We start from the raw sequence: 20,158 nt of genomic DNA, 5'->3' as shown, positions 1-20,158 counted from the left end.
TGGGGTCATTCTCCCTCGGGCCGCAACGGTCGCGCCAGCAATTGCTCGACGATCGCATCCACCGATGCGCTGCCGTCGAGCAGCGCGCAGACCGCCTCGACCACCGGCATGTCGACCTCGGCCGCATGGGCGGCATCACGGAGCACAGGGGCGGTGAAGGCACCTTCCGCTACGGTGCGACGGTCAGCGAGCAGTGCCGATGCCGGTTGCCCTTGGCCGAGGCCTCGACCCAGCGAGAAGTTGCGCGAGCTGGTTGAGGAGCAGGTGAGCACCAGATCGCCCAGCCCCGCAAGGCCGCCCAGCGTTTCCGGCTTGGCGCCGCGCGCGAGGCCGAAGCGGGTCATCTCGGCGAAGCCGCGGCTGATCAGCGCGGCGCGCGCGTTTTGCCCCAGGCCAGCGCCCTCGACGACGCCGCAGGCGATCGCCAGCACATTCTTGACCGCACCGCCCACCTCGGCGCCGATCACGTCGCGCGAGGCATAGGGGCGGAAGCCGGGGCTGGCGATGCGTTGCGCCAGCGCCGCGCCCAGTTCCTCATCCTTGCAGGCCAAGGTGATCGCGGTCGGCAGCCCCTGTGCCACTTCATGCGCGAAGGTGGGGCCGGACAGCACGGCGATGGGCGCGGCAGGCTGCACCTCGACGGCCACCTCGCTCATCAACATCGCGCTGCCCGCCTCGATGCCCTTGGCGCACAGCACCAGCGGCCGGTCGCCCGCCGGCAGCATGTGCAATATAGTGCGCATGTGCTGCGCGGGGGTGACGACGAGCAGCGCATCGCACTCACCAAGCTCCTCCAGCGCCGTCGTCGCGCGGATGCTGGCGGCGAGCGGGATGCCCGTCAGATAGAGGCGGTTCTCACGATCGGCGTTGATCGCCTCGACCACCTCGGGCTCGCGTGCCCACAGCAATACGGGTTCGCCCTCGCCCGCCACGGTCTGCGCCAACGCCGTGCCCCAGGCGCCTCCTCCGATCACGCCCAGCCGCATCGTCATGCCTTCACTCCCGCGCCACGCGCCTTTTCCGCCGTTGGATCGAGCGGCCAGCGCGGCCGCGCCGGTGCATCGAGCCCGTCGACCAGCCCGGCGGCGAACCGCTCGGCGCCCGCCCAGGCGATCATCGCGCCATTATCGGTGCACAGCCACAAGGGCGGCGCGACGAAGCGCATGCCGTTGCGCGTGGCCAGACCCTCGATCGCGGTGCGGATCGGCGTGTTGGCGGCGACACCGCCCGCCATCACCAAAGCGGTCGCCTGCGGAGCGCGGCCGATGGCGCGCGCGGTGCGATCGATCAGGCAGTCGATCACCGCCTGCTGGAAGGACGCGGCGATATCCTCGGGGCGATAAACGCCGGCGTCGCGCGCGCGCAGCACCGCGCTCTTGAGGCCGGCGAACGAGAAATGCGGCTCGGCCGATCCTGCCAGCGGGCGCGGCAGCGGGACGGCTTTCGGATCGCCGAGCAACGCCGCACGTTCCACCGCGGGCCCGCCGGGAAAGCCGAGGCCGAGCAGCTTGGCGGTCTTGTCGAAAGCCTCGCCTGCGGCATCGTCGATCGTGGTCGCGAGCCGGCGATAGGCGCCGACCCCTTCGACCAGCAGCAACTGGCAATGTCCGCCCGAGACGAGCAGCAGCAGATAGGGAAATGCAAGGTCGGGATCGGCGAGGCGCGGACTCAGCGCATGGCCTTCAAGATGGTTGAGCGCGATCAACGGCTTGCCCGAGGCATGTGCCAGCGCCTTGGCGGTGACGAGCCCCACCATCACGCCGCCGATCAACCCCGGTCCGGCGGTTGCGGCGATCGCATCGACGTCGCTCAGCGAGATGCCCGCTTCCTCAAGGGCTGCCTGGACGAGCGGCGTCATCCGCTCGACATGTGCGCGCGCGGCGATTTCGGGCACGACGCCGCCGAACGGACGATGCGCCTCTTCCTGCCCCGCCAGCTTGTGCGCGAGGATGCGGCGATCGGAGGTGACGAGCGCCGCTGCGGTTTCGTCGCAGCTCGATTCAAGGCCGAGGATCAGGCTCATCGCCCCCATCTAGCCACGCCGGGCGCAAGGGCAAGGCAGGCGGGTGCCGAAAAGCGGCTCCCCCGCCCCGGCGCAATCGTCTAGCACAGCGCGCCATGGCCCAGATTCCTCCCTCTCCATTCCGTCTCGGCACCCGCGGATCGCCGCTCGCGCTGATCCAGGCCAACATGGTGCGCGCCGCCCTGATCGCCGCGCACGGGCTTTCCGATACCGCCATCGAGATCGTGCCGATCCGCACCTCCGGAGACCGTATCCAGGATCGCGCGCTCGCCGAGGTTGGCGGCAAGGCGCTGTGGACCAAGGAACTCGATCGCGCGCTGCTCGCGGGCGAGGTCGACCTCTGCGTGCATTCGATGAAGGATGTCGAGACGATCCGCCCGCCCGAGATCGTCATCGCCGCGATGCTGCCGCGCGCCGACGTGCGCGACCGGCTGATCGGCGCCCCCTCGGTGGAGGCTTTGCCCCGGGACGCGGTGGTCGGCACAAGCTCGCCGCGCCGGGCGGCACAGCTCAAGCGGCTGCGGCCGGATATTTCGACGACTCTGTTCCGCGGCAATGTCGCTACCCGCCTTGCCAAGCTGGATGCCGGCGAGGCGCAGGCGACCTTACTCGCCGCCGCCGGGCTCGACCGGCTGGGCCAGCCCGGCATCGGCGCAACCGTTCCGATCGAGACGATGCTTCCCGCGCCTGCGCAGGGCGCGGTCGGAATCGAGGCGCGCGTCGACGATGCCGCGACGCGCGCCTTGCTCGCGGCGATCGACGACCGCGATACGCATGATTGCGTGCTCGCCGAACGCGCCTTGCTTGCGGCGCTGGCCGCCGACTGCCGCTCGCCGGTCGGCGCTTTGGCGCGGCTGGAGGGCGAAACGATTCTGATCGACGCCGAGATCCTCACCGGCGACGGCAGCGAATCGCGCGCCGGCCAGCTCCGCATCGCGCGTGGCGCGCCCGGTGAAGCGGCGGCGCTGGCAAGGGCGCTGCTCGCGGATGCGCCGCCCGCGCTCGCCGCGCTGTTCGGTGGATGACGGCAAGACTGCTGATCCTGCGGCCGCAACCGGGCGCCGCCGCCACCGCGGTGCGGGCTGAGGCGCTCGGTTTCGGCTGCATCGTCGCTCCCCTGTTTTCCGTTGCGCCGGTGGACTGGGTTGCACCCGATCCGGCGGGGTTCGACGCGGTGATGATGACCAGCGCCAGTGCCGCACGGCTAGGCGGTGTGGCACTGGCAGCCTTCCGCGCACTGCCGCTCTACGCCGTGGGCGCAGCGACTGCAGCGGCAGCGCTCGATGCGGGCTTTGGCGATATCCGGACGGGTGATCGCGACGCGGCGGCATTGATCGAACGCGCGCGGGACGACGGCGCCACCCGCCTGCTGCACCTCGCCGGCGCCGACCATATCGCGCTCGCCGCGCCGGGGCTCACCCGCATCATCGTCTATGCCGCCGTCGAACGCGCCGATCCGTTGGCGGGGGTCCCGATCGAAGACGACATGATCGCGCTGCTCCATTCCCCGCGCGCAGCGGCCCGGCTGGCGGCAGTGTTGCCCGCCGGGGTCCGCGCGCGCCTGCGCATTGCTGCGATCAGCGCTGCCACCGCGCGCGCTGCGGGTGAGGCCTGGCGGGCGGTGGCCGTCGCCGATCTGCCCGCCGATGCCGCCTTGCTGGCGGCTGCTGCCGGCTTGTGCGATGTAAACGCCGACCGCGAATGAACTGAGGAGCCTTGATGACTGCGGAATCGACGGTGCAGCCGGTGATCGGCCGCCCACCCGCCGCCCGCCCCTGGCGCAACACGCTGATCACGGTCGCCATCGCCTTCCTTGCCGGACTGCTGGTGATGGGCTGGGTGATGAACCATTATGGAGATCGCTGGTTCGGGCGCGGTAGCGACGTGGCGCAACCCGCCACGCCGCAAGGCAGCACCGGGCCGGTCGAGGCGCCACCGCCCGCGCCGGTCTATCCGGCAGCACCGCCGCTGACGATCGACACGCGCGTGGCCGATCTCGAATCGCGGCTGTCCAACATCGATGGCCATGCGCGCGAGGCCGCGGGCAATGCGACACGCGCCGAGGGGCTGCTGATTGCCTTCGCCGCGCGGCGCGCGCTCGATCGTGGCATGCAGCTCGGCTATCTCGAGGCGCAGCTGCGTGAGCGGTTCGGCGCCACCCAGCCCCGCGCCGTGGCGCAGATCGTCGCCGCCTCTCGCATGCCGGTGACGATCGACGATCTGCGTGCGGGGCTGGACGATGCCGCGCCCGAACTGCTCGGCGGCGCGTCCGACGAGAGCTGGTGGGATACGTTCCGCCGCGAACTTTCCAACCTGGTGGTCGTGCGGCGCAACGATGCGCCCTCACCTGCCCCCGGCGAGCGACTCGCCCGCGCGAAGCGGCGGCTGGAAGGCGGCCGGGTCGATGCTGCGCTGGCCGAGGTCGCGCGGATGCCGGGCCGGGAAAAAGCGCGTGCATGGATCGCCGCCGCGCGCCGCTATGACGAGGCGCGCCAGGCGCTCGATACGATCGAATCGACTGCGATCACCGAACCGCGTCCCGCGGCGGCGGCCATCTCGCCGGCCGCCGCGATTCCGCCAGTGAACCGGGAGGCGGCCGACACCGAACGCGCCGCGCCGCCGCCCGCAGGCTGATCCCGACCTAAAGCCGATCAGAGCGTGAAACGAAAAAGCCCGCCGGCAGGCGGGCTTTTTACATCGCTTCCCATGCGGGAAACGTGGAGCGGGCGAAGGGATTCGAACCCTCGACCCCGACCTTGGCAAGGTCGTGCTCTACCCCTGAGCTACGCCCGCTCGGCGTTTGCATCCCGCTGTGCATCGGCACCCCGGGAGCGGGTGAGGCGGGGCCACTAGCACCGGCATGGTGAGGTGGCAACCCGATGAATCATCCGCCGGCATCGACTGCCCATCGAAGCGGCACAAAAGAAAAAGGCCCGCCGATGGCGAGCCTTTTTCGTCTTCCCTGAAGACGCTGGAGCGGGCGAAGGGATTCGAACCCTCGACCCCGACCTTGGCAAGGTCGTGCTCTACCCCTGAGCTACGCCCGCTCGGCGCTTGCATCCCGGTGTGCTTCGGCACCCCGGAAGCGGGTGAGGCGCGGCCACTAGCATCGGCCCTTTGGGGTGGCAACCCATCAATGCGATTTTTTCGGGAGAGGACGTGAAAAGGCCTGTCTCCGCGAAAGGGGTTGGCACGGAGCGTCGCCCGCCCCCATATGGTTGCGGCAACTGCAGTCTGGAGCATTATCTTGGCCACTCTCGGCATGAGCGCCGCCGAACGCGAGGCGATCGAGACCTTTAAGCGCGACGTCGTCGAACCCTCGATGACCTCGCTGGTGATCCTCGATTTCTGGGCCGAATGGTGCGGGCCGTGCAAGGCACTGACGCCCGTTCTGGAGAAAGTCGCCGCCAATTACGCCGACAAGGGCGTGAAGCTGGTGAAGATCAACGTCGATGAGCAGAAGTTCATCGCCGCGCAGTTCCAGATCCGCTCGATTCCCACCGTTTATGCGATTTTCCAGGGCCAGCCGGTCGCCGACCTGACCTCTGCGCGCACCGAGTCGCAGCTTGGGCAGACGCTGGATCAGATCCTGCGCCAGCTTCCGATCCAGGGCGAGGCGCAGAGCCTGGCCGCGGACATCGCGCCGCTGATCGAAATGGGCGAGCAGGTGCTGGCAGAGGGCGATGCCGAGCGCGCCTTCGCGATCTTCGGCCAGATCGCCGAGATGGCGCCGGAAGATCCGCAGGTGATCTCCGGTCAGGTCCGCGCACTCGTCGCGCTGGGCGATGTCGCCGAGGCAGAGGCGCTTCTCGCGGCCCTCCCGCCCGAACAGGCGAAGGACGCCGCGATCCAGCGTGCGCAGGCTGCACTGGCGCTCGCCAAGGAGGCCCAGCCGGTCGACGATCTTGCCGGGCTGGTCGCGCGCGTCGCCGCCGATCCCGACGATCATGAGGCGCGCTTCGAGCTTGCCGGCGGCCAGATGGCGGCCGGCGACCGTGACGGCGCGGCCGATTCGCTGCTGGAGATCATCCGCCGCGACCGGGCGTGGAACGACGGTGCGGCCCGCCAGCGGTTGCTCAAGCTGTTCGAGGTGGTCGGGCTCGAGGATCCGTGGGTGAGCGCGCAACGCCGCCGTCTTTCGGCCGTGCTGTTCACCTGATGCCATCCGCCGGCGCCGGCAGCGCGACCGCGCGACTCTCGATCTTCCCGCTCGCCGGCGCGATCCTGTTTCCGCGGATGCAGCTGCCGCTGCACGTCTTCGAGCCGCGCTATCGCGCGCTGGTGAGCGATGCGATGGCGCGCGACCGGCGCATCGCGATGATCCAGCCGCGTGCAGCGGGCGACCCGCCGCCCCTGTTCGCGGTCGGCTGCGTCGGCCACATCGCGCATGTCGAGGCGCTTGAGGAGGGGCGGTTCAACATCATCCTCTCCGGCGTCGCGCGGTTCCGCCTGATCCGCGAACTCGATGTGACGACGCCGTTCCGGCAGGTCGAGGCGGTGCTGGAAGAAGCTGGCGAGCCGGCTGCGCTTGGTATCGCCACGCGGGCCGCGCTGGAAAGCGAGGCACGGCGCTTTGCCGATTCGCAGGGCTATGCGGTAGACTGGGAGTCGGTGGCGAAGCTCGACGACGAATCGCTGGTCAACGGCATCGCCCAGATCGCACCATTCGATGTCGCGGCGAAGCAGGCGCTGCTGGAGGCGCCGTTGCTCAATGACCGCGCCGAACTGGTGATGCAACTCATGCAGTTCTTCGGCCGCCGCGCGGGCGATGACGATGATGAGGTGACGTTGCAGTGAGCGGGCTGGATCCGGAACTGGTGGCGATTCTCGTCTGCCCGGCGACGCGCGGGCCGCTGCGCTACGATGAGGCCGCCGGAGAACTGGTCTCGGAGGCTGCTGGGCTGGCCTATCCTGTGCGCGACGGAATTCCCGTGCTGTTGATCGAGGAAGCGCGGACGGTTTCCGAGCTGTAGATACCCGCCTCCCCCGTTTGCTCCGAGCGATGTCGAGGGTTGCGTCGCCTTACGGATGTCGACTTCGTTCGAGATAAACAGCTGATTTTCAGCCAGCCGAGCTATTCGAGCGCCTTGCCCCCTTCTCGCGCCGATCAAACCGCCATGCCCTGCAGCAGCCGCGGCAATGCGCCGCTTTCGCCGCGGGCTTCCGCCATGAAGCGGCGCTTCAGCGGCGGGATGCGCTGGACGGCCGACAGGCCGAAACGGCGGATCGCGCTAGCGGAGCGACCGGGCATGCCGAACAGGCGAGTGAGGCTGTCGGTGGAGGCCGCAACCATCAATGTGTCGACGCTGCGCCAGCGTTCATAACGTTCGAGCAGCTGCGCATCGCCAAGGTCGAGCCCCAACCGCGCGCCATCGACCAGCACCTCGGCGAGCGCGGCGACGTCGCGGAAACCGAGGTTGAGCCCCTGCCCTGCGATCGGGTGGATGCCGTGCGCGGCGTCGCCGACCAGCGCCAGCCGTTCACCGGTGATCGTCGTCGCGTGGTGGAAGCCCAACGGATAGGAGGAGCGCGGGGTGATCAGCTTGATCGCCCCAAGGAAGCCTCCCATCCGCTTTTCGAGTTCGGCGGTATAGGCGCGCTCGGAAAGCGCGAGGAAACCTTCGGCATCCTTGGTCGCGACCGTCCAGACGATTGCCGATCGCGTGCCCGGCAGCATCGGCAGGATCGCGAACGGCCCCGCCGGATAGAAGATCTCATAGGCGGTGTTGCCGTGCGACTTTTCATGCTCGATGCCGGCGATCATCGCGACATGATCATATTGCCAGCGCGCGATCTTGATCCCCGCGGCGTCGCGGGTGGGCGAACGGCGCCCTTCGGCCCCGATCAGCAGCGCCGCCTTGAGCACGCGGCCGTCCGCCAGGGTCACGGTGGCTTCGGTCGTGTCGCGCTCCACGTGCTGCGGCACCGCCGGCATGAACAGCTCGATCAGCGGCTGTTCGAGCACCGCGGCGCGCAGCGCCACGCGCAGTTCGCGATTCTCGAACATGTGGCCCAGCGGCTCGTCCTCGGGGGCGGGCTGGAAATCGAGACCGCCGCCGCCAAGCCCCTCGCTCACCCGGATGCCGGCGATCGCGCAGCCCGGTCCGAGCCGGTCGGCGACGCCGATCATCTGCAGCATCCGCCAGCTTGAGCTCGACACTGCCGAGGCGCGGCCGTCGAAGGTCGGGGCGAGCACGCTGGCGGGATCGGCGGGATCGACCACGGCAACGCGCAGCCCCCCGGATGCGAGGGCAAGCGCCAGCGTCTGGCCGACAAGGCCGCCGCCGAGGAGGATCACGTCATAGCGGGTCATGCATGCTCTCTAGCGCGGCATAGCGCGGCGGCCAATCCGGCAGACCGATCTGCCGATTCCGCACTTGCCCACACCGGCGCTTGCCGCCAATCATCCCGCCATGTCCGATCTCGATACCTTCATCGCAGGCCTGCCCAAGGCCGAACTGCATATGCATATCGAGGGCAGCCTCGAACCCGAGCTGATGTTCGCGCTGGCCAAGCGCAACGGCGTCGCGATCCCTTACGCCTCCGTGGATGAGGTACGCGCGGCCTACAGCTTCTCGAACCTGCAGGATTTTCTCGACATCTATTATGCCGGCGCCGGCGTGCTGATCACCGCGCAGGATTTCCACGATCTTGCCGCCGCCTATTTCGCACGCGCCGCCGCGGACAATGTGCGGCATACCGAGATCTTCTTCGATCCGCAGACGCACACCGACCGCGGGGTCGCGCTGGCGACGGTGATGGAGGGGCTGCTTTCCGCAATCGACGAAGCGGCGGAGAAGCACGGCATCACCGCGCGGCTGATCCTCTGCTTCCTGCGCCACCTCGACGAGGATGCCGCCTTCGCGACGCTGGAGGCGGCCGAGCCATGGCTCGATCGGATCACCGGCGTCGGCCTCGATTCGTCCGAGGTCGGCCATCCGCCCGCCAAGTTCGCGCGCGTCTTCGCCGCCGCCAAGGCCCGAGGACTGCGCATCGTGGCGCATGCCGGTGAGGAGGGGCCGCCTGAATATGTCCATGAGGCGCTGAACCTGCTGGAAATCGAACGGCTCGACCATGGCAATCGCGCGCTGGAGGATCCGCTGCTTGTCGCGCGGCTGGCACGCAGTGCGATGACCTTCACGGTCTGCCCGCTGTCCAACCTCAAGCTGTGCGTGGTGGACGACATGGCGGATCATCCGCTGCCCCGGATGCTGCGGCAGGGGCTGCGGGTGACGATCAATTCGGACGATCCGGCCTATTTCGGCGGCTATGTGAACGACAATTTTCGCGCGCTTACCGCGGTCGGCGGCATCGACCGCCAGGAAGCGGTGACGCTGGCGCGCAACAGCTTCCTCGGCTCGTTCCTTCCCGACGATGTGCTCGCCTTGCACCTTGCCGCGCTCGACGAGTATGTGGCCGCCCATGCCTGATTTCGCGCCGATCACCCAAGAAACCTTCGTCGCCGACGTGCTGGCGATCGCCGCCACATTGGCCGCCGATGCGTGGAAGCCACACTGGCTGGTCGGCGTCGGCCGCGGTGGGCTCGTGCCCGGTGCCTATCTGAGCCAGGCGACCGGCATCCAGCTGCTCAGCGTCGATGTGTCGAGCAAGCATATCAGCTTCGCCGATGAGCTGCTGGAGAAGCTGGCGGCGGAGACGCGCGCGGGCCAGCGCCTGCTGATCGTCGACGACATCAACGATTCGGGCAAGACGATCAGTTATCTGCGCCGCGCGATCTCGGAAGCGGGCGGTGTGGCCGATCATGTCCGCGTCGCGGTTCTGATCAACAACATCCGCTCCAATGCGCATGTCGAATATCATTCGCGGACGATCGACCGCGCGATCGACAAGCGCTGGTTTGTGTTTCCGTGGGAAGCGCTGGCGCCCGACACCAAGCTGGTGGAAGACGCCGCGGACGTGCCGGAACGGCTGGCTTGACGCGGAGTCCCGGCTCGGCGATTGTCCGAAGCCGGAACATTTGACGCACAAAATCGGGGAAACGCGATGGCGAGCCGTGCGGCGACACCCGCAAAGGCGGGCGCATCCGGCACGACGGGGCCGGACTGGCGCGATGGCGTGAAGCGCCGTGCGGCGCGCAGCGGCGCACTCGCCGGTGCGCTTCTGCTCATATTGGCGACGGTGCTGCTGGTGCTGGCGCTTGCCAGCTATCATCCCAGCGATCCGGCGCTGAACACCGCCGCGGGTGGCCCCGCGCAGAACCTGCTGGCGCTGCCCGGTGCCTATCTGTCCGATCTGCTGCTGGTGCTGTTCGGCCCCGGTACCGGCCTCCTCGCGCCGCTGATGCTGGTGATCGCGGTCAGGCTGTGGCGTGGCGTGCCGACCGGCGGCTGGCGCGGCAAGCTGGTGCGCGCCGCGATCGGCATCGTGCTGATCGGTGCCGGGGTTTCACTGATCAAGCCCGGCTCGATCGCGGGGCTGCCCGCGGGTGCCGGCGGCGTCATCGGCCTCGGGATCGCGCAGGGGGTGGGCTGGGGGCTCGCCTTCATCGGCGACACGCGGATCATCTGGTGGTCGTCGCTGGCCATCGGTGCGGTGGTCGGCATCGGCGGTGTCGCGCTGTGGGCGCGCAGCCTGGGCCTCGACGATGTCGAACGCGCCTGGCTGTTCCGACGCCGCGGCGGTGGATTCCGCCGCGCGCGCGCCGAGGCGGACGCAGACACGGACGACGATGTCATCGAGGACGAGGCCGAGGAGCCGCGCCGCCCGGTACCGGCGATGCGCCGGCCCGAGCGCGTGCGTGAGGACGAGGAGGTCGTGGCCGATCCGGTACCGCGCGCACCGGCGCCCACCGAGGAGCGTCCGCGCCCGGTGATTGCTGATCGCACCGCGCCGCCATCGCAGGCGGCGCAGCGCCCGCCGCGCCAGACCTCGCTCGATCTGCGCGACAATTACACGCTGCCGCCGCTCGAACTGCTCAAGGCGGCGCCGCCCAGCACCGGCCAGCAGGTCGACAAGGCGGGGCTCGAACGTAATGCGCGACTGCTCGAGTCGGTGCTCGACGATTTCCATGTGAAGGGCTCGATCGTCGAGGTGCGCCCGGGCCCGGTCGTCACCATGTATGAGTTGGAGCCGGCTGCCGGCATCAAGGCGAGCCGCGTGATCCAGCTTGCCGACGATATCGCGCGCAACATGTCCGCGCTGTCGGCCCGCGTCGCGACGATCCCCGGCCGCAGCGTGATCGGCATCGAACTGCCCAACCAGAAGCGCGAGATGGTCGTGCTGCATGAGCTGATCGCCTCGCAATCCTTCGAGGATATGTCGGCGCAGCTGCCGATCGTGCTCGGCAAGAACATCGCTGGCGATCCGGTGATCGCCGATCTCGCGCCGATGCCGCACCTGCTCGTCGCCGGCACCACCGGCTCGGGCAAGTCGGTCGGCCTCAACTGCATGATCATGTCGCTGCTCTACCGGCTGACGCCGGACCAGTGCCGGATGATCATGATCGATCCCAAGATGCTCGAACTCAGCATCTATGACGACATCCCCCATCTTCTCTCCCCCGTCGTCACCGAGCCCGCCAAGGCGGTGCGCGCACTGAAATGGGCGGTGGAGCAGATGGAAGACCGCTATCGCATGATGGCGTCGATCGGCGTGCGCGGCCTTGCCAGCTTCAACGAGAAGGTGCGCGGCGCCAAGTCGAAGGGGCAGGATCTCGGCCGCCGCGTCCAGACCGGCTATGATGCAGAGACCGGCCAGCCGATCTACGAGGAAGAGAAGCTCGAATACGAACCGCTGCCGCAGATCGTCGTGATCGTCGACGAGCTGGCCGACCTGATGATGACGGCGGGCAAGGAAGTCGAATTCCTCATCCAGCGGCTGGCGCAGAAGGCGCGTGCGGCGGGCATCCACCTGATCATGGCGACGCAGCGCCCCTCTGTCGACGTCATCACCGGCGTCATCAAGGCGAACCTGCCGACGCGCATCAGCTTCTCGGTGACCAGCAAGATCGATTCGCGCACCATCCTGGGCGAACAGGGCGCCGAGCAGCTACTGGGCAAGGGCGACATGCTCTACATGCCCGGCGGCAAGCAGATCGCGCGTGTCCACGGCCCCTTCGTCAGCGACGAGGAGGTGCGGCTGGTGACCGATCATTGGCGCGCGCAGGGCACGCCCGATTACATCAACGCCGTCACCGAGGAGCCGGAGGACGGCGGCTACAGCATCGACGGTGCGCCCGAGGGGGACGACAGCCCCGAGGAGCAGATGTACCGCAAGGCGGTGCAGCTGGTCGCGGAAAGCCAGAAAGCGTCGACGAGCTGGCTGCAGCGCCAGTTGCGCGTCGGCTACAACAGCGCCGCGCGCCTCATCGAGCGGATGGAGCGCGACGGGCTGGTTTCCCGGCCCGACCATGTCGGCCGCCGCGAGGTGCTGGTCGAGCAGGACGGCTCGCCGCGCTGAGCGGCAGCCGGCGCGCAACCGAAGGGTTCAGGGCGCGTTCAACGCCATCCGGCCAACCCTGTGCCGCATGAATGGAAAGAACATGACCCGATCCTTCCGCTTCGTCCTTGCCCTCGGTTCGGCGGGCGTCGTCCTCGCGCCGCTGGCGTTTTCGACCGGCGCGATCGCGCAGCAGGCACCCGCTGCCGAAGGCATCGCGCAGGTGCAGGCGCACATGAAGGCGGTGCAGACGATGACCGCCGGCTTCTCCCAGACCGATCGCGCCGGCCGCACCGTGACCGGCACGATGACGCTCAAGCGCCCCGGCAAGGTGCGCTTCGCCTATCAGAAGGGCGTCGACACGCTCGTCGTCGCCGATGGCAAATCGCTCTACTTCATCGACTATTCGGTGAAGCAGCTTTCGCGCTGGCCTATCGGCAACTCGCCGCTGGCGGTGCTGCTGAACCCCGACAAGGATCTGACCCGCGTCGCCAAGGTGGTGCCGGGGGTCGATCCGCGGCTGCTCCTGGTCGAGGCGCGCGATCCCAAGCGGCCCGAATTCGGCGCGATCACCCTTGCCTTCGCGCGCAACCCGTCGGCCCCCGCCGGGCTGATGCTGCAGGGCTGGGTGGCGATCGATTCGCAGAACAATCGCACCACGGTTCGGCTGACCGACCAGAAGTTCAACGGGCCGGTGGCCGACAGCGCGTTCAAGTTCAAGGATCCCCGCCCGCAAGGCCCGCGCATGCGGTGACGCCTCTGAAAGCCCCTCCTTGTCAGAGGAGGGTTTGGGTGGCGCAGCGGCGTTGCCGGAAGCTCGCTGCGTTCGCACCCAGGCCAACCCGGTGCCGGGTTGGACAGCCCCTGGCAGTCCAAGGCCAGTCCGGATGACTGGGCGCCCCGGCACTCCCTAAGGGGAGGGGCCCTCAGCTGCCGCCCACATTACATTTTCGTCATTCATCCCTGTGTAAGCTTCGACTCGCTACATAGGTCATGCGGTCGCGGAGCCGGTGGGATTTTCCCCCTGTTGCCTACCTACGCTTCGCGACCTGCCTGCGTGACGAACGCTAGGTCGGCCCCCGCTCCATGCCCCCGGAGCGGGGGTCTTTCCTTTTGGGGCGTTTCTGCGTGGCCGGTTTGGGCGCCGCCGGCGGCGGAAAAGCGATTTCCCCCGAACGGCGCGTGGTTTAGAGCGCCGCAATGAACGACCGCCTCAAGATCGCGTCCTGGAACATCAACTCGGTCCGCGCCCGAATCGACATCGTCGAACGGCTGTTGCGCGAGGAAGAGCCTGACATCCTGTGCCTGCAGGAAACCAAGGTCGTGAACGATATCTTCCCGACCGCGATGTTCCACCAGCTCGGCTACACCCATCAGGTGCTGCACGGCCAGCCGATGCATCACGGCGTCGCGATCCTCAGCCGCGTGCCGATGCGCGAGGATGACCGGCTGGACTGGCAGGCCAATGGCGAGCCCCGCCATGTCGGCGTCCAGCTCGAAAACGGCTTTCGCCTTGAGAATGTCTATGTGCCCGCGGGTGGCGACATCCCCGATCGCACGCTGAACCCGAAGTTCGGCCAGAAGCTGGATTTCGTCGAGCGGATGACGCGCTGGTCCGAGTCGCTGAAGACGCCGACGCTGATCGTCGGCGACTTCAACATCGCGCCGCTGGAAAGCGACGTGTGGAGCCACAAGCAACTGCTCGACGTCGTCAGCCACACGCCGATCGAGGTCGAGGCGCTGGCGGGCATGCAGGCGGCGCATGACTGGGTCGATCTCGGCCGCAAGTTCATCCCCGCGCCGGAACGCTATTATAGCTGGTGGAGCTACCGGGCGAAGGATTGGGCGGCGAGCGATCGTGGCCGCCGGCTCGACCATATGTGGGCAAGCCCGCAACTCGCCGCGCAGGCGACGGCGCACCGCGTGCTCGAACCGTGCCGGAGCTGGACGCGGCCCTCCGACCATGTGCCGCTGATCGTCGAGTTCGAATTTTGAGCGACGCCCGCGCAGCGGCCCGTGCGATCGACGCGCTGCGGCGCGGCTGGCCGGTCACGATCGCTGACGGGGCGGGGGCGATCGACCTGCTCGCGATCGAGGCGGCGGACGATCAGCGCCTCGCCGCCTTCGATCCCGCCGGTGAGGCCGATATATTGATCTCCGCGGCGCGCGCGGCGACGCTCAAGCTCGCCAACCAGCGCGACGCGGCCAAGCCCGGGCTGCCGGTACGCATCGCGCGCACCCCCTGGCTCGATCTTGCCACCGCAACCGCGATCGCCGATCCGGTGCTGGATCTCGCAACGCCGCTGAAGGGGCCGTTCCGCGCAGTTGCGCCCGCGGCGCCCGGCGCGTCCGCGGCGGCGCTCGAACTGGCGCGGATCGCCGGGCTGATGCCCGCCTTCTTCGTGCGTGGCGGTCACGCCGACGATCCCACGCTGATCACCCCGGCGGATATCGCGGCGCATGAGGATGCGACGCGGCTGCGCATCGCCACGCGCGCGCGATTGCCCGTGACCGCGTCCGAGCAGGCCGAGATCGTCGCGTTCCGTAGCCCCGAACATGCCGGGGAGCATGTCGCGCTGATCATCGGCACCCCCAACGGCACCACTCCGCTCGTCCGCCTGCATAGCGAATGCCTGACGGGAGATGTGCTTGGCAGCCTCAAATGCGATTGCGGGCCGCAGCTCGATGCGGCGCTGCACGCGATCGCCGCGGCGGGCTGGGGCATCTTGCTCTATCTGCGGCAGGAAGGGCGCGGCATCGGCCTCGTCAACAAGCTGCGCGCCTATGCGCTGCAAGACCAGGGATTCGACACGGTCGATGCCAATCTGCGGCTGGGCTTCGCCATCGACGCGCGCGATTTCGGCGTGGCCGCGCAGATGCTCAAGCTGCTCGGGCAGACGCGCGTTCGATTGATGACCAACAATCCGGAAAAGGTCGCCGGGCTGGAAGCGGCGGGGATCAATGTGGTGGAGCGGGTGCCGCACGCGCTGCCCGCCAATCCGCACAATGCGCGCTATCTGGAAACCAAGCGCGACCGCACCGGCCACCAGCTTTAGGTTCAGCGGACGGGCTTCGACCCGCCCAGCGCCGCCATCCGCGATCCCGGAGAAGGGCGCGATCCGGTGTCGGGCATGTCGAAGCGCGCCTTCTTGTTGGCGAAGTCCACCGACACGCGGTCGAACAGCGCCAGCGCGTCCATGCCCAGCAGCAGCGCCGGCCGGTCGATCAGGTCGAGGACCTTGAAGCTGTGCAGGTCGGCGAAGGCGACCGGCATATCGTTGAGGATCGCGCTGCCCACACGGATCTTGCGGATCGCGGTATAGTTGGCGGTGAGCTGCCCGCCGGTCACGCTGGTGATCGTGATCGGCACCGCGGCGCGCGTGGTACGGCGCCCGGCCAGCCGGCGTTCCAGCGCGAGATTGCCGACCGAGACCTGCGTGCCGGTATCGAGGATCACCGCCACTTTCTGGCCGTCTACTGCGGCGTCGACGAGGATGAGCTGGCCGTAGCGGCGCTTGGCGCGGACGACGATCACGTCATCGTCCCATTGCTCGACCCGCTTGCGCGCATCACCGATCGTCATCGTCTGCTTGCGGAAATCGATCGTCAGCCGCTTGTTCTCGAGGCTGTCGATGCCGAGGATGCCGTCGGCGCCCAGGAAGCGGATCGGCAGCGCGGGCGCGCGAACATGCGGCATCAGCCCCGAACCATGGTCGAGATCCGTCAGCGACACCGTCGGCACGCGGTCCTCGCCGGTGATGCTGTGCAGCCGCACCGTCCCACTGTCCGGCAGGTCGAGCGTGGCGGCGACCTCGGATGCGATCACCGTGCGCTCTGCCCCGGTATCGATCAGGAAGCGATAGGGGCCACGTCCGCCGACGCTGACAGGAACGGTGATGCGATCATCATCATCGGTCGTGGTGATGTCGCGCGTGCTGTCCGTCTCGACCGCGGCGACCTGTTGCGGCGTCTGCACAGGCTGCGGTTGCGGCGCCTGCTGCGCCATGGCGGGGGCGGCGAGCAACGCCAGCGCCGCTAGCGGGATCATTCTCATGCCCATGTCCCCTGACCTCTCCCGGGGATTGTTATGGGGAAAGGCTATGCCTGTTGCGGCCGGCCGGCAAGCGTCGTTGGTCGAAGGGCGGGGCGATCGGACGAAGACGGATCAATCGGTGCGCATCGCCGCCGCGGCCAGCGATTCGGCCTCGATCAGCAGCTCGTCGTCGGCGGTGCCCTGCGCCACGCTCTCGCGGCCGATCATCACGAGCACCGGCACCGCCAGCGGCGTCACCCTGTCGAGATCGACGTGCAGCATCGTGCCCGCGGCGCGATCGAGCAGGTCGGCAAGGCGGCCGACATCGGTCATCCGCGCGCGCGCGTCCGCCCACGCCGCCTGCAGCAGCAGATGGCCGGGCTCATATTTGCGCAGCACGTCGTAGATGAGGTCGGTGGAGAAGGTGACCTGCTTGCCGGTCTTGCGCTTGCCGGGATGCTGGCGCTCGACCAGCCCGCCGATCACCGCCACCTCGCGAAAGGCGCGCTTGAGCAGCGCCGATCCCTGCACCCATTCGACGAATTCATGTTCGAGGATATCGGCGGAGAACAGTCGTGCCGGATCGGTGATCGGCTTCAGTCCAAAGCAGGCGAGGGCATAATCGTTGGAAACGAAGCCGATCGGGCTCAAACCCAATGTTTCCATGCGCCGGGTGATCAGCATGCCGAGCGACTGGTGCGCGTTCCAGCCCTCGAAGCTGTAGGCGACCATGTAGAAGCGTCCCTCATGCGGGAAGGTCTCGACGAGAAGCTGGCCGGGGGCGGGCATCACCGAGCGCCGGTCCTGCATCTCCAGCCATTCGCGTACGTCGTTCGGGAAGCGCGACCATTGGCTGCGATCGTGGAGAAAGCCGCGCACACGGCGTGCGAGATTGGTCGAAAGCGGCATGCGCGCGCCGACATAGGTGGGGATGCGCGCCGGCCGCGCCGTCGCGCGCACCACGAGGTCCGCGGTGTCGATCCGCTCCACCTCAAGGCTGATGCCGGAAAAGAAGAAGGTGTCGCCGGGTGACAATGTGGAGGCGAAATATTCCTCCACCGTGCCCAGCTTGCGGCCATTCTTGAAGCGCACGTCGAGCGTCGGCGCATCGACGATGATGCCGGCGTTCAGCCGGTGCTGCTTGACGAAATTGGGATGGCTGACCCGCCACATCCCGTCGACGCCATGGGTCAGCCGCTTGAACCGGTCATAGGCGCGCAGCGCATAGCCGCCCGATTCGATGAAGCCCAGCACGCGCATGAAGGTCTCTTCGTCGAGCGCGCTGTAGGGCAGGGCGGAGCGCACCTCCTCCAGAAGGATCTTCGCGTCGAACGGCGCGGCGCAGGCGCAGGCCATCAGGTGCTGTGCGAGCACGTCGAGCGCGCCGGGCCGGAAGATGTCGGGATCGAGTTCATTGGCCTCGACCGCGTCGAGCGCCGCGCGCGCCTCCAGATATTCGAAGCGGTTGCCGGGCACGAGCACCGCTTCCGATGCCTGGTCGAGCCGGTGGTTGGCACGGCCGATCCGCTGCAGCAGCCGCGACGAGCCCTTGGGCGCCCCCATCTGGACGACGAGATCGACATCACCCCAGTCGACGCCGAGGTCGAGGCTGGCGGTGGCGACCAGCGCGCGCAGCCGCCCCGCCGCCATCGCCGCCTCCACCTTGCGCCGCGCCTCGCGATCCAGCGAGCCGTGGTGGATGCCGATCGGCAGCTTCTGGTCATTTTCCTTCCACAATTCCTGGAAGATCAGCTCGGCGAGGCCCCGGGTGTTGCAGAAGACGATGCTGGTCTTGTGCGTCTCGATCTCCGCCATCACCTGCGGTGCGGCATATTTGCCCGAATGGCCGGACCAAGGGACGCGATCCTCCGGCAGCAGGATCGCGATGTCGGCCGGCGCGCCGCGCTCACCGATCACCTTGGTCACCGTGTCGATATCACCATCGGGCGCCAGCCAAGCGCGATAGCCATCGGGGTCGGCGACGGTGGCGGAGAGCGCGACGCGGCGCATAGCGGGGGCGATTGTCTGCAGCCGGCTGAGCGACAGCGCCAGCAGGTCGCCGCGCTTTTGCGTGGCGAAGGCGTGGACCTCGTCGATCACCACCGTCCGCACGCCGGCGAGCAGCGTGAAGCTGTCGGGGTAGGACAACAGCAGGCTGAGGGATTCGGGCGTGGTCAAGAGCATCTGCGGCGGCCGCGCGCGCTGGCGCGCCTTCCGATCGGAGGGCGTGTCGCCGGTGCGCGTCTCGACGCGGATATCGAGCCCCATCTCTCCGATCGGGGTCAGGAGGTTGCGCTGAACGTCGACGGCCAGCGCCTTCAACGGCGAGATGTAGAGCGTGTGGAGATCGTCGGTCGGCTGCTCGATGAGCTCGACGAGGCTGGGCAGGAAGCCGGCCAAGGTCTTGCCCGCGCCCGTAGGCGCGACCAGCAGCGCATGCGCGCCTGCGCGGCCCGCCGCCAGCATCTCAAGCTGATGCCGCCGCGGCGCCCAGCCCTTGGCGGCGAACCACTCGGCGAGGGCCGGGGGGAGGGCGGGATCAGCGGGCATCGGGGTGTGAACGATGGCGCTGGGGTGGCGATCCATGCGGTATAGATCGGGATTGCGGAGGGGGCTGTCCAGCCCAGGGGTGGAACCTTTCCGCTGCGAAACCATATCGAAAGGATGGCCCGGCTCGGATCCTGGATCGAAGCACATCCCGAAGGCATCTATGTGCCCGCGGCGGATGTGTGGATCGACCCCTCGCGTCCCAAACCGCGCGCGCTGGTGACGCATGGCCATGCCGATCATGCCCGCGGCGGCCATGAGGCGGTGTGGGCGACACCCGAGACGCTGGCGATCATGGACGCGCGCTATGGGCGGCAGGCGGGCAATCCGGTCTGCTATGGCGAAACGCTGACCATGGGCGGCGTCGAGATCGGCTTCGTGCCCGCCGGCCATGTGCTCGGCTCGGCGCAGATCATCCTCGATCATGCCGGCGAGCGCGTCGTCGTCTCGGGCGATTACAAGCGACGCGAGGATCCGACCTGCGCCCGTTTCCAGCCGGTCGCCTGCGACATCTTCATCACCGAAGCGACCTTCGGGCTGCCCGTGTTCCGTCATCCCCAAACACATGACGAGATCGACAAACTTCTGTCAGCGCTCGCCGCCAATCCCGATCGCTGCGTGCTGGTCGGCGCCTATGCGTTGGGCAAGGCGCAGCGGGTGATCGCCGAGCTGCGCCGGCTGGGGCATGAGGCGCCGATCTACATTCACGGCGCGCTGGAGCGGCTGTGCGCGCTCTATCAGGAACAGGGCGTTGATCTCGGCACGCTGCGACTCGTCAGCGATGCCGGCAAGGACGAGATGCGCGGTGCGATCGTGATGGCGCCGCCCTCCGCGCTCAACGATCGCTGGTCGCGGCGGTTGCCGGATCCGATCACCGCGATGGCCTCAGGCTGGATGCGCGTGCGCCAGCGCGCGGTGCAGCGCAATGTCGAGCTGCCGCTGATCATCTCCGACCACGCCGACTGGCATGAACTGACCGAAACCTTGCTGGAGATCGCGCCGAAGGAGGTATGGGTCACGCACGGGCGCGAGGATGCGCTGGTGCATTGGTGCATGACCCGGCAGATCAAGGCGTGCGCGCTCGATCTCGTCGGTTATGATGATGAGGATGATTGATGGCGGGATCGTCCCGAAAATGCCGTCATGAAAAATTAGGA

Annotated in this window: 18 protein-coding genes and 2 tRNA genes; 13 read left to right on the top strand and 7 right to left on the bottom strand. The window is 68.2% G+C overall.

The annotated features are described in order from the left end of the window. Window positions 1-5 precede the first annotated feature (5 nt). Window positions 6-986, bottom strand: a complete 981-nt coding sequence (locus FHS96_RS09305) for an NAD(P)H-dependent glycerol-3-phosphate dehydrogenase (protein WP_429591728.1) — start codon at window positions 984-986, stop codon at window positions 6-8. Between the two features lie 2 nt (window positions 987-988). Continuing rightward, entirely contained in the window at window positions 989-2,023 is a 1,035-nt protein-coding gene (gene tsaD, locus FHS96_RS09300; protein WP_429589837.1) for a tRNA (adenosine(37)-N6)-threonylcarbamoyltransferase complex transferase subunit TsaD, read from the bottom strand. Between the two features lie 95 nt (window positions 2,024-2,118). Here tsaD and hemC point away from each other — a divergent pair, with 95 nt between their 5' ends. From hemC to FHS96_RS09285, 3 genes are read left to right on the top strand one after another with little or no spacing between them, the layout of a single operon-like run. Next, the gene (gene hemC, locus FHS96_RS09295; RefSeq protein WP_429589834.1) at window positions 2,119-3,048 is read left to right on the top strand and encodes a hydroxymethylbilane synthase; all 930 of its coding nucleotides are present in this window, start codon (window positions 2,119-2,121) and stop codon (window positions 3,046-3,048) included. Beyond that, window positions 3,045-3,728 carry a uroporphyrinogen-III synthase gene (locus FHS96_RS09290; RefSeq protein WP_429589831.1) on the top strand — a complete coding sequence of 228 codons (684 nt, stop codon included), beginning with the start codon at window positions 3,045-3,047 and terminating at the stop codon, window positions 3,726-3,728. Before hemC ends, FHS96_RS09290 begins: the two co-directional genes overlap by 4 nt. Window positions 3,729-3,742: 14 nt before the next feature. Further along, window positions 3,743-4,657, top strand: coding sequence for a hypothetical protein (locus FHS96_RS09285; RefSeq protein ID WP_429589828.1), 915 nt, complete (start codon window positions 3,743-3,745; stop codon window positions 4,655-4,657). Between the two features lie 84 nt (window positions 4,658-4,741). On the opposite strand, the gene FHS96_RS09280 is transcribed toward FHS96_RS09285, so the two are convergent. Then, window positions 4,742-4,816 (bottom strand) — tRNA-Gly (locus FHS96_RS09280). A gap of 179 nt (window positions 4,817-4,995) precedes the next feature. After that, a tRNA-Gly gene (locus tag FHS96_RS09275) sits at window positions 4,996-5,070 on the bottom strand. A gap of 215 nt (window positions 5,071-5,285) precedes the next feature. Here FHS96_RS09275 and FHS96_RS09270 point away from each other — a divergent pair. From FHS96_RS09270 to FHS96_RS09260, 3 genes are read left to right on the top strand one after another with little or no spacing between them, the layout of a single operon-like run. Next, the gene (locus tag FHS96_RS09270) at window positions 5,286-6,182 is read left to right on the top strand and encodes a tetratricopeptide repeat protein (protein ID WP_429591725.1); all 897 of its coding nucleotides are present in this window, start codon (window positions 5,286-5,288) and stop codon (window positions 6,180-6,182) included. Beyond that, the gene (locus tag FHS96_RS09265) at window positions 6,182-6,820 is read left to right on the top strand and encodes an LON peptidase substrate-binding domain-containing protein (RefSeq protein WP_429589825.1); all 639 of its coding nucleotides are present in this window, start codon (window positions 6,182-6,184) and stop codon (window positions 6,818-6,820) included. Before FHS96_RS09270 ends, FHS96_RS09265 begins: the two co-directional genes overlap by 1 nt. Beyond that, window positions 6,817-6,996: a Trm112 family protein gene (locus FHS96_RS09260; protein ID WP_429589822.1), complete on the top strand. Its 180-nt coding sequence runs from the start codon at window positions 6,817-6,819 to the stop codon at window positions 6,994-6,996. The genes FHS96_RS09265 and FHS96_RS09260 overlap by 4 nt, the downstream gene beginning before the upstream one ends. A 134-nt stretch (window positions 6,997-7,130) precedes the next feature. Here the strand turns inward: FHS96_RS09260 and FHS96_RS09255 are convergent, their stop codons facing one another. After that, the gene (locus tag FHS96_RS09255; RefSeq protein ID WP_429589819.1) at window positions 7,131-8,336 is read right to left on the bottom strand and encodes a UbiH/UbiF/VisC/COQ6 family ubiquinone biosynthesis hydroxylase; all 1,206 of its coding nucleotides are present in this window, start codon (window positions 8,334-8,336) and stop codon (window positions 7,131-7,133) included. A 100-nt stretch (window positions 8,337-8,436) separates the two neighbouring features. On the opposite strand from FHS96_RS09255, the gene FHS96_RS09250 reads away from it, so the two are divergent. The 6 genes from FHS96_RS09250 to ribA all read left to right on the top strand — a co-directional run bounded on the left by FHS96_RS09250 (window position 8,437) and on the right by ribA (window position 15,477). Beyond that, the gene (locus tag FHS96_RS09250) at window positions 8,437-9,453 is read left to right on the top strand and encodes an adenosine deaminase (protein WP_429589817.1); all 1,017 of its coding nucleotides are present in this window, start codon (window positions 8,437-8,439) and stop codon (window positions 9,451-9,453) included. Further along, window positions 9,446-9,961 (top strand): phosphoribosyltransferase, encoded by a 516-nt coding sequence (locus tag FHS96_RS09245; protein ID WP_429589814.1) that lies wholly within the window; start codon window positions 9,446-9,448, stop codon window positions 9,959-9,961. The genes FHS96_RS09250 and FHS96_RS09245 overlap by 8 nt, the downstream gene beginning before the upstream one ends. Before the next feature lie 66 nt (window positions 9,962-10,027). After that, complete coding sequence (locus tag FHS96_RS09240; RefSeq protein ID WP_429589811.1) at window positions 10,028-12,442, top strand: DNA translocase FtsK; 2,415 nt, start codon at window positions 10,028-10,030, stop codon at window positions 12,440-12,442. An 82-nt stretch (window positions 12,443-12,524) separates the two neighbouring features. Then, the gene (locus FHS96_RS09235; RefSeq protein ID WP_429589808.1) at window positions 12,525-13,175 is read left to right on the top strand and encodes a LolA family protein; all 651 of its coding nucleotides are present in this window, start codon (window positions 12,525-12,527) and stop codon (window positions 13,173-13,175) included. A 446-nt stretch (window positions 13,176-13,621) separates the two neighbouring features. Next, a complete protein-coding gene (locus tag FHS96_RS09230; protein ID WP_429589805.1) occupies window positions 13,622-14,416 on the top strand; it encodes an exodeoxyribonuclease III in 795 nt (264 codons plus the stop codon). After that, window positions 14,413-15,477, top strand: coding sequence for a GTP cyclohydrolase II (ribA, locus tag FHS96_RS09225; RefSeq protein ID WP_429589803.1), 1,065 nt, complete (start codon window positions 14,413-14,415; stop codon window positions 15,475-15,477). Before FHS96_RS09230 ends, ribA begins: the two co-directional genes overlap by 4 nt. Window positions 15,478-15,479: 2 nt before the next feature. On the opposite strand, the gene FHS96_RS09220 is transcribed toward ribA, so the two are convergent. Both FHS96_RS09220 and FHS96_RS09215 read right to left on the bottom strand, forming a co-directional pair. Then, window positions 15,480-16,475, bottom strand: a complete 996-nt coding sequence (locus FHS96_RS09220) for a retroviral-like aspartic protease family protein (RefSeq protein WP_429589801.1) — start codon at window positions 16,473-16,475, stop codon at window positions 15,480-15,482. Window positions 16,476-16,586: 111 nt separating this feature from the next. Next, window positions 16,587-19,040 (bottom strand): ligase-associated DNA damage response DEXH box helicase, encoded by a 2,454-nt coding sequence (locus FHS96_RS09215; RefSeq protein ID WP_429589798.1) that lies wholly within the window; start codon window positions 19,038-19,040, stop codon window positions 16,587-16,589. Window positions 19,041-19,118: 78 nt separating this feature from the next. Here FHS96_RS09215 and FHS96_RS09210 point away from each other — a divergent pair, with 78 nt between their 5' ends. After that, complete coding sequence (locus tag FHS96_RS09210) at window positions 19,119-20,117, top strand: ligase-associated DNA damage response exonuclease (protein ID WP_429589795.1); 999 nt, start codon at window positions 19,119-19,121, stop codon at window positions 20,115-20,117. Window positions 20,118-20,158: the final 41 nt, after the last annotated feature.

The organism is Sphingomonas zeicaulis (assembly GCF_050433225.1).
Classification (GTDB): Bacteria; Pseudomonadota; Alphaproteobacteria; order Sphingomonadales; family Sphingomonadaceae; genus Sphingomonas_D; species Sphingomonas_D zeicaulis.
This window is presented reverse-complemented; position numbering and strand designations above follow the sequence as displayed.

Bases quoted from the DNA above. Each gene is read 5' to 3' on its own strand.
- FHS96_RS09305 (WP_429591728.1), bottom strand. From the start codon at position 986: ATGCGGCTGGGCGTGATCGGAGGAGGCGCCTGGGGCACGGCGTTGGCG.
- tsaD (WP_429589837.1), bottom strand. From the start codon at position 2,023: ATGAGCCTGATCCTCGGCCTTGAATCGAGCTGCGACGAAACCGCAGCG.
- hemC (WP_429589834.1), top strand. From the start codon at position 2,119: ATGGCCCAGATTCCTCCCTCTCCATTCCGTCTCGGCACCCGCGGATCG.
- FHS96_RS09290 (WP_429589831.1), top strand. From the start codon at position 3,045: ATGACGGCAAGACTGCTGATCCTGCGGCCGCAACCGGGCGCCGCCGCC.
- FHS96_RS09285 (WP_429589828.1), top strand. From the start codon at position 3,743: ATGACTGCGGAATCGACGGTGCAGCCGGTGATCGGCCGCCCACCCGCC.
- FHS96_RS09270 (WP_429591725.1), top strand. From the start codon at position 5,286: ATGAGCGCCGCCGAACGCGAGGCGATCGAGACCTTTAAGCGCGACGTC.
- FHS96_RS09265 (WP_429589825.1), top strand. From the start codon at position 6,182: ATGCCATCCGCCGGCGCCGGCAGCGCGACCGCGCGACTCTCGATCTTC.
- FHS96_RS09255 (WP_429589819.1), bottom strand. From the start codon at position 8,336: ATGACCCGCTATGACGTGATCCTCCTCGGCGGCGGCCTTGTCGGCCAG.
- FHS96_RS09250 (WP_429589817.1), top strand. From the start codon at position 8,437: ATGTCCGATCTCGATACCTTCATCGCAGGCCTGCCCAAGGCCGAACTG.
- FHS96_RS09245 (WP_429589814.1), top strand. From the start codon at position 9,446: ATGCCTGATTTCGCGCCGATCACCCAAGAAACCTTCGTCGCCGACGTG.
- FHS96_RS09240 (WP_429589811.1), top strand. From the start codon at position 10,028: ATGGCGAGCCGTGCGGCGACACCCGCAAAGGCGGGCGCATCCGGCACG.
- FHS96_RS09235 (WP_429589808.1), top strand. From the start codon at position 12,525: ATGACCCGATCCTTCCGCTTCGTCCTTGCCCTCGGTTCGGCGGGCGTC.
- FHS96_RS09230 (WP_429589805.1), top strand. From the start codon at position 13,622: ATGAACGACCGCCTCAAGATCGCGTCCTGGAACATCAACTCGGTCCGC.
- FHS96_RS09220 (WP_429589801.1), bottom strand. From the start codon at position 16,475: ATGAGAATGATCCCGCTAGCGGCGCTGGCGTTGCTCGCCGCCCCCGCC.
- FHS96_RS09215 (WP_429589798.1), bottom strand. From the start codon at position 19,040: ATGGATCGCCACCCCAGCGCCATCGTTCACACCCCGATGCCCGCTGAT.
- FHS96_RS09210 (WP_429589795.1), top strand. From the start codon at position 19,119: ATGGCCCGGCTCGGATCCTGGATCGAAGCACATCCCGAAGGCATCTAT.